The sequence below is a fragment of the Bacillus sp. A260 genome, assembly GCF_009861435.1.
GTDB lineage: Bacteria > Bacillota > Bacilli > Bacillales > Bacillaceae_G > Bacillus_A > Bacillus_A cereus.
This window is the reverse complement of sequence record NZ_CP046398.1, coordinates 5280332-5286434: the sequence shown is the minus strand read 5'-3', so window position 1 is coordinate 5286434 and position 6103 is coordinate 5280332. Positions and strand designations below refer to the sequence as shown.

The window sequence follows — 6103 nt, the reverse complement described above, 5'->3', positions numbered from 1 at the left end:
AGGTGTCCCTCCTTTACTAAGTTGGTAAAAGAATAAGGTTGCGCAACAAATGTACAACCTAATAAATATAAAATGTATATTTATACGAAACGTATTTTAAAACCTAAAAACGTCGTTTGTATATGAGATAGGGTTTTCGACAAAAAAAGTAAATGTGGACAACTATTTACCCACATGTGATTAAAACTGTCCACATGTTATACACAAATTGTGGATAAGATAAAGATGTGGAAAACTTATTCAAAGTGAAAACACAACTATAATATCAAAAAAAAGTGGCTATAGCAATGAATTTAAGAAAGTTATCCACAAAATCAATACCTTGTGGAATAAACTTGTCCACAACACGATATACTGTGTAAAAGTGTGAAAAAAGTTTGTGGATATAAAAAACGCGAAAAAATATTTATCCACAAGGAAATATAGGTGCTGTGAAAAAGTATGTGAATAGGTTCAAAATGAATATTTGATGAAAATTTCTAGAACCATTGACATTTTCCTAGTTAATTAACTATAATTTATAGGACTGTCTTTAACAGATATTCCTCAGGGAGGTGTCATATAATGAAAAGAACTTACCAACCAAATAAACGTAAGCGCAGCAAAGTACATGGTTTCCGCAGCCGTATGAGCACAGCGAACGGACGTAAAGTGCTAGCAGCTCGTCGTCGTAAAGGAAGAAAAGTATTATCTGCGTAGACCACTGATCGTTCAGTGGTCTTTTTTTCTAATAATAGTGAATTTCCGCTGATGAAATACAGGAGTGTCAATTGATATGAAGAAAAAACATCGTATAAAGAAGAATGATGAATTCCAGGCGGTTTTTCAAAAAGGAAAATCAAATGCGAATCGTCAGTTTGTTGTATACCAATTAGATAAAGAAGAACAGCCAAACTTTCGCATCGGCCTTTCTGTTAGCAAAAAAATAGGAAATGCAGTAGTTCGTAATCGAATTAAGCGCATGGTCCGTCAGGCTATTACAGAGCTAAAAGATGAGATAGATTCTGGAAAAGATTTTGTTATAATAGCAAGGAAGCCTTGTGCAGAGATGACATATGAAGAAGTAAAGAAAAGCTTAATTCATGTCTTTAAACGCTCTGGTATGAAAAGAATAAAAAAGTAGCGTAAGGAAATGAATTACACTATATACATACCGAAACAAGGAGGAGCAGGCTTTGAAAAAGAAAATAGGTTTACTGGCCATGGTTATTACATTAATGGCAATTGCTACCGGCTGTAGTGAAACGGGTCAGCCGATTACATCGAAGAGCACTGGGATTTGGAATGAATATTTCGTATACCCGCTTTCTCAGTTAATCACGTATTTTGCGACATGGCTTGGTGATAATTACGGTTTAGCGATCGTTATTACGACCCTTATTATTCGTTTTGCATTATTACCATTAATGATTAAGCAAACGAAGAGTACGAAAGCTATGCAGGCGTTACAACCAGAAATGGTAAAGTTAAAAGAGAAATATAGCTCGAAAGACCAAGCAACACAGCAAAAATTACAACAAGAAATGATGCAGCTATATCAAAAAAATGGTGTAAATCCATTAGCCGGTTGTTTACCAATATTTGTTCAGATGCCTATTTTATTCGCATTTTATCATGCGATTATGAGAACATCAGAAATTAGTAAACATACATTTTTATGGTTTGATTTAGGACAGGCAGACCCTTACTATATCTTACCGGTTGTTGCAGCGATTACGACATTTATTCAGCAAAAGCTTGCAATGGCAGGAACTGCTGGTCAAAATCCACAAATGGCAATGATGATTTGGCTTATGCCGATTATGATTTTAATCTTTGCAATTAACTTCCCAGCTGCATTATCACTTTACTGGGTTGTTGGTAATATCTTTGGTATTGCTCAAATGTACTTTATCAAAGGGCCAGAGATTAAGGCTAACAAAGCTGGAGGCTCAAGCAAGTGAGTATAATTACTGCTAAAGGACAAACAGTCGAGCTGGCAGTAGAGGATGCTTTAAGGCAATTAAATACATCAAAAGATCGAGTAGATATAAATATTGTCGATGAGGGTAAAAGGGGATTCTTAGGTTTATTTGGGAATCGCCCTGCAGTAGTAGAAGTTGTATTGAAGAAAGATCCAATTCAAGAATGTGAAGAATATTTAAGAAATGTTATTCACGATATGGGTGTGGAAGTCGAGATTAGTAAAATTGTAAAAGGACGCGAAATCGAATTCACAATTTCTGGTGATAATGTAGGTGTTTTAATTGGGAAAAGAGGTAATACATTGAACTCTTTACAGTATTTAACAAAACTTGTCGCGAATCGTAACACGAAGCAGTATATCGGTATTACACTAGATGCTGAAAATTATCGTAGTAAAAGAAAAAGTACGTTAGAATCACTTTCTTATCGATTAGCGAAACAAGTATTTAATACGAAAAAAAGAGTTATTTTAGAACCGATGCCATCTTTTGAACGAAAAATTATTCATCAGGCATTATCAAATCATCAAGGTATCAATACAACTTCTGAAGGAAATGAACCACATCGGCATGTTGTAATATCTCCTAAATGACCGGTTGCTCAAATGAGTGCCGGTTTTTTTGAGCGGAAAATAGATGTGGATAACTAAAAAACACTAAACTTATCCACTGTGAATAAGTTTAGTGTTTTTTACATGGGGATATAATAAAATGAGTTATTCTTCTTTTGTAGATAGGTTCGTTATGGTATCCTAATAATTTAGTGAAAGAAATAATCATGTTGAAATAGAGATAAATAAGCAAGTGAGGTGAAAGGACATGGAATTTGATACAATTGCTGCGATTTCCACAGCGCTTGGAGAGGGTGCAATTGCCATTGTTCGAGTAAGTGGGGATGATGCGGTTGAGAAAGTTGATCGTATTTTTAAGGGGAAGGATTTAACAGAGGTTCCTTCTCACACTATTCATTATGGTCATATTGTTGATTTAGATACAAATCAAGTTATTGAAGAAGTTATGGTGTCTATTATGCGCGCACCAAGGACTTTTACACGTGAAAATATAGTGGAAATTAACTGTCACGGTGGACTTGTTTCAGTAAATAAAGTATTGCAACTTATTCTAGCACAAGGAGTACGATTGGCAGAACCGGGCGAATTTACAAAACGTGCTTTTTTAAATGGACGTATCGACTTATCACAAGCAGAAGCTGTTATGGATTTGATTCGAGCAAAAACAGATCGTGCGATGAATGTAGCAATTAATCAAATGGAAGGGCGATTATCTAAATTAATTGGTCTTTTGCGTCAAGAAATATTAGAAACATTAGCTCATGTTGAGGTAAATATAGATTATCCAGAATACGATGATGTAGAAGAGATGACACATAATATTTTAATTGAGAAAGCGACGCATGTTCGTTCGGAAATCGAAAAAATATTAGAAACATCAAAACAGGGGAAAATTTTACGTGAAGGTATTGCTACAGCAATTATCGGTAGACCTAACGTTGGGAAATCATCGTTATTAAATAGTCTTGTTCAGGAGAAAAAGGCAATTGTAACTGATATTGCAGGAACAACTCGTGATGTTATTGAAGAGTACGTTAACGTGCGTGGTGTACCTCTTAAACTTATAGATACAGCCGGTATTCGGGAGACAGAAGATGTTGTTGAACGAATTGGTGTGGAACGTTCAAAAGAAATGATGAGCCAAGCGGATTTAGTATTAGTTGTTGTCAACTATAGCGAGGCTTTAACAAATGAGGATGAAGATCTATTCCGTGCGGTACAAGGAAAAGACTTTATTGTTATTGTGAATAAGACTGATTTACCGCAAGCGATTGATATGGAACGTGTTACAGAGTTAGCCGCGGGAAATCGTGTTATTACAACATCCTTAATTGAGGAACAAGGAATAGCTGAACTAGAAAAGGCAATAGCTGATTTATTCTTTGAAGGAACAATCGATTCTGCAGATATGACATATGTTTCTAATGCGAGACATATTGGATTATTAACACAAGCAGGAAAAACAATCGGTGATGCAGTTGAGGCGATTGAAAATGGTGTACCAATTGATATGGTACAAATTGATTTAACAAGAACGTGGGAAATACTTGGTGAAATTACTGGGGACACAGTGCATGAAAGCTTAATTGACCAGTTGTTCTCTCAATTTTGTTTAGGAAAATAATATAGTGAAGTTGTAGAAAGATAGAGATTATTAGGAGGAATAAACAATGGGATACAATGCCAGTTCATACGATGTCATAGTAATCGGTGCAGGTCATGCAGGATGTGAAGCTGGTCTTGCGGCAGCACGAATGGGCTCAAAAACATTAATGTTAACAATTAATTTGGATATGGTAGCATTCATGCCATGTAACCCTTCTGTTGGTGGACCAGCAAAAGGGATTGTTGTTCGTGAAATTGATGCATTAGGCGGAGAAATGGGACGTAATATTGATAAAACTCATATTCAAATGCGTATGCTAAATACAGGTAAGGGACCAGCCGTACGTGCACTTCGAGCGCAAGCTGATAAATTCGCTTACCAACATGAATTAAAGAAAACAATTGAAGAAACACCAAACTTAACGTTGTTCCAAGGAATGGTAGAGCGTTTAATCGTTGAAGAAGGTGTATGTAAAGGGGTAGTTACACAAGCTGGTGCAGAATATACAGCAAAAACTGTTGTAATTACAACTGGAACATTTTTACGCGGCGAGATTATCATGGGCGACTTAAAATATTCAAGCGGTCCAAATAATCAGCAACCGTCTATTACATTATCTGAGCATTTAGAGGAACTTGGATTTGATCTTGTTAGATTTAAAACAGGGACACCTCCGCGTGTAAACAGTAATACAATTGACTACAGTAAAACAGAAATTCAACCAGGTGATGATAAGCCACGTGCGTTCTCTTTTGAAACAACGAAATTTATTATGGATCAAATTCCATGTTGGTTGACATATACAAGTACAGAAACACACCGTTTAATAGATGAAAATTTACATCGTTCAGCTATGTATTCTGGTATGATTAAAGGAACAGGCCCTAGATACTGTCCTTCTATTGAAGACAAAGTAGTAAGATTTAATGATAAACCACGCCATCAAATTTTCTTAGAGCCAGAAGGGCGTAATACACAAGAAGTATATGTACAAGGTTTATCCACAAGCTTACCAGAAGATGTACAACGTGACATGCTTAGAACAATTCCAGGCCTAGAAAATGTTGAAATGATGCGTACAGGTTATGCAATTGAATATGATGCAATTGTGCCAACACAACTATGGCCAACACTTGAAACGAAAAAGATTAAAAATTTATATACAGCAGGACAAATTAATGGAACTTCTGGTTACGAAGAGGCGGCCGGACAAGGGCTTATGGCTGGAATTAATGCAGCATGCCGTTCTTTAGGTAAAAAAGAAGTTGTTTTAGGTCGCGAGGATGCTTATATTGGCGTCTTAATTGATGATCTTGTAACGAAAGGTACAAATGAACCATATCGTTTATTAACGTCTCGTGCAGAATACCGTCTATTATTACGCCACGATAATGCTGATCTTCGTTTAACTGAAGTTGGTCGTGAAATTGGATTAATTAAAGAAGAGCGCTATGAGCGATTTACAAATAAAAAATTACAAATTGAACAGGAAAAGGAACGTTTAAGCAGCATTATTATTAAACCACGTCCTGAAGTTCAAGAATTAATTCGCAATATTGGCGGAAGTGAATTGAAAGATGGAATACGTGCAAGTGACTTATTACGTCGTCCAGAGATGACATATGAGCATATTCATCTTTTAGTACCAAGTGAAGTAGAATTAAGTGATGAAGTTAAAGAACAAGTTGAAATTCAGATTAAGTATGAAGGGTATATTGAAAAATCTTTACAGCAAGTAGAGCGTATGAAGAAAATGGAGAGTAAAAAAATCCCTGTAGATATTGATTATGATGCGATTTCTAGCCTTGCTTCAGAAGCTAGACAGAAATTGAAAGATGTTCGTCCACTTTCAATGGGGCAGGCTTCACGTATTTCTGGCGTAAATCCAGCGGATATTTCCATTTTACTTGTGTATATAGAACAAGGAAAAATTGCACGCGTATCGAACCAATAAATAGTAA

General features: G+C 35.9%; 6 protein-coding genes. All 6 read left to right on the top strand.

Going from position 1 to position 6103, the window contains the following annotated elements:
• Positions 1–564: 564 nt before the first annotated feature.
• The 6 genes from rpmH to mnmG all read left to right on the top strand — a co-directional run bounded on the left by rpmH (position 565) and on the right by mnmG (position 6096).
• Positions 565–699: a 50S ribosomal protein L34 gene (gene rpmH / locus GD442_RS26800; protein WP_000831901.1), complete on the top strand. Its 135-nt coding sequence runs from the start codon at positions 565–567 to the stop codon at positions 697–699.
• Between the two features lie 76 nt (positions 700–775).
• A complete protein-coding gene (gene rnpA / locus GD442_RS26795) occupies positions 776–1123 on the top strand; it encodes a ribonuclease P protein component (RefSeq protein ID WP_000726621.1) in 348 nt (115 codons plus the stop codon).
• A 52-nt stretch (positions 1124–1175) separates the two neighbouring features.
• Complete coding sequence (gene spoIIIJ / locus GD442_RS26790; RefSeq protein ID WP_000726764.1) at positions 1176–1943, top strand: YidC family membrane integrase SpoIIIJ; 768 nt, start codon at positions 1176–1178, stop codon at positions 1941–1943.
• On the top strand, positions 1940–2557 hold the full coding sequence (gene jag / locus GD442_RS26785) for an RNA-binding cell elongation regulator Jag/EloR (protein ID WP_000022792.1): 618 nt from the start codon (positions 1940–1942) through the stop codon (positions 2555–2557). The genes spoIIIJ and jag overlap by 4 nt, the downstream gene beginning before the upstream one ends.
• A gap of 226 nt (positions 2558–2783) precedes the next feature.
• The gene (gene mnmE, locus GD442_RS26780) at positions 2784–4160 is read left to right on the top strand and encodes a tRNA uridine-5-carboxymethylaminomethyl(34) synthesis GTPase MnmE (protein ID WP_074555682.1); all 1377 of its coding nucleotides are present in this window, start codon (positions 2784–2786) and stop codon (positions 4158–4160) included.
• A 46-nt stretch (positions 4161–4206) separates the two neighbouring features.
• Positions 4207–6096, top strand: a complete 1890-nt coding sequence (gene mnmG / locus GD442_RS26775) for a tRNA uridine-5-carboxymethylaminomethyl(34) synthesis enzyme MnmG (protein ID WP_159365238.1) — start codon at positions 4207–4209, stop codon at positions 6094–6096.
• Positions 6097–6103 lie beyond the last annotated feature (7 nt).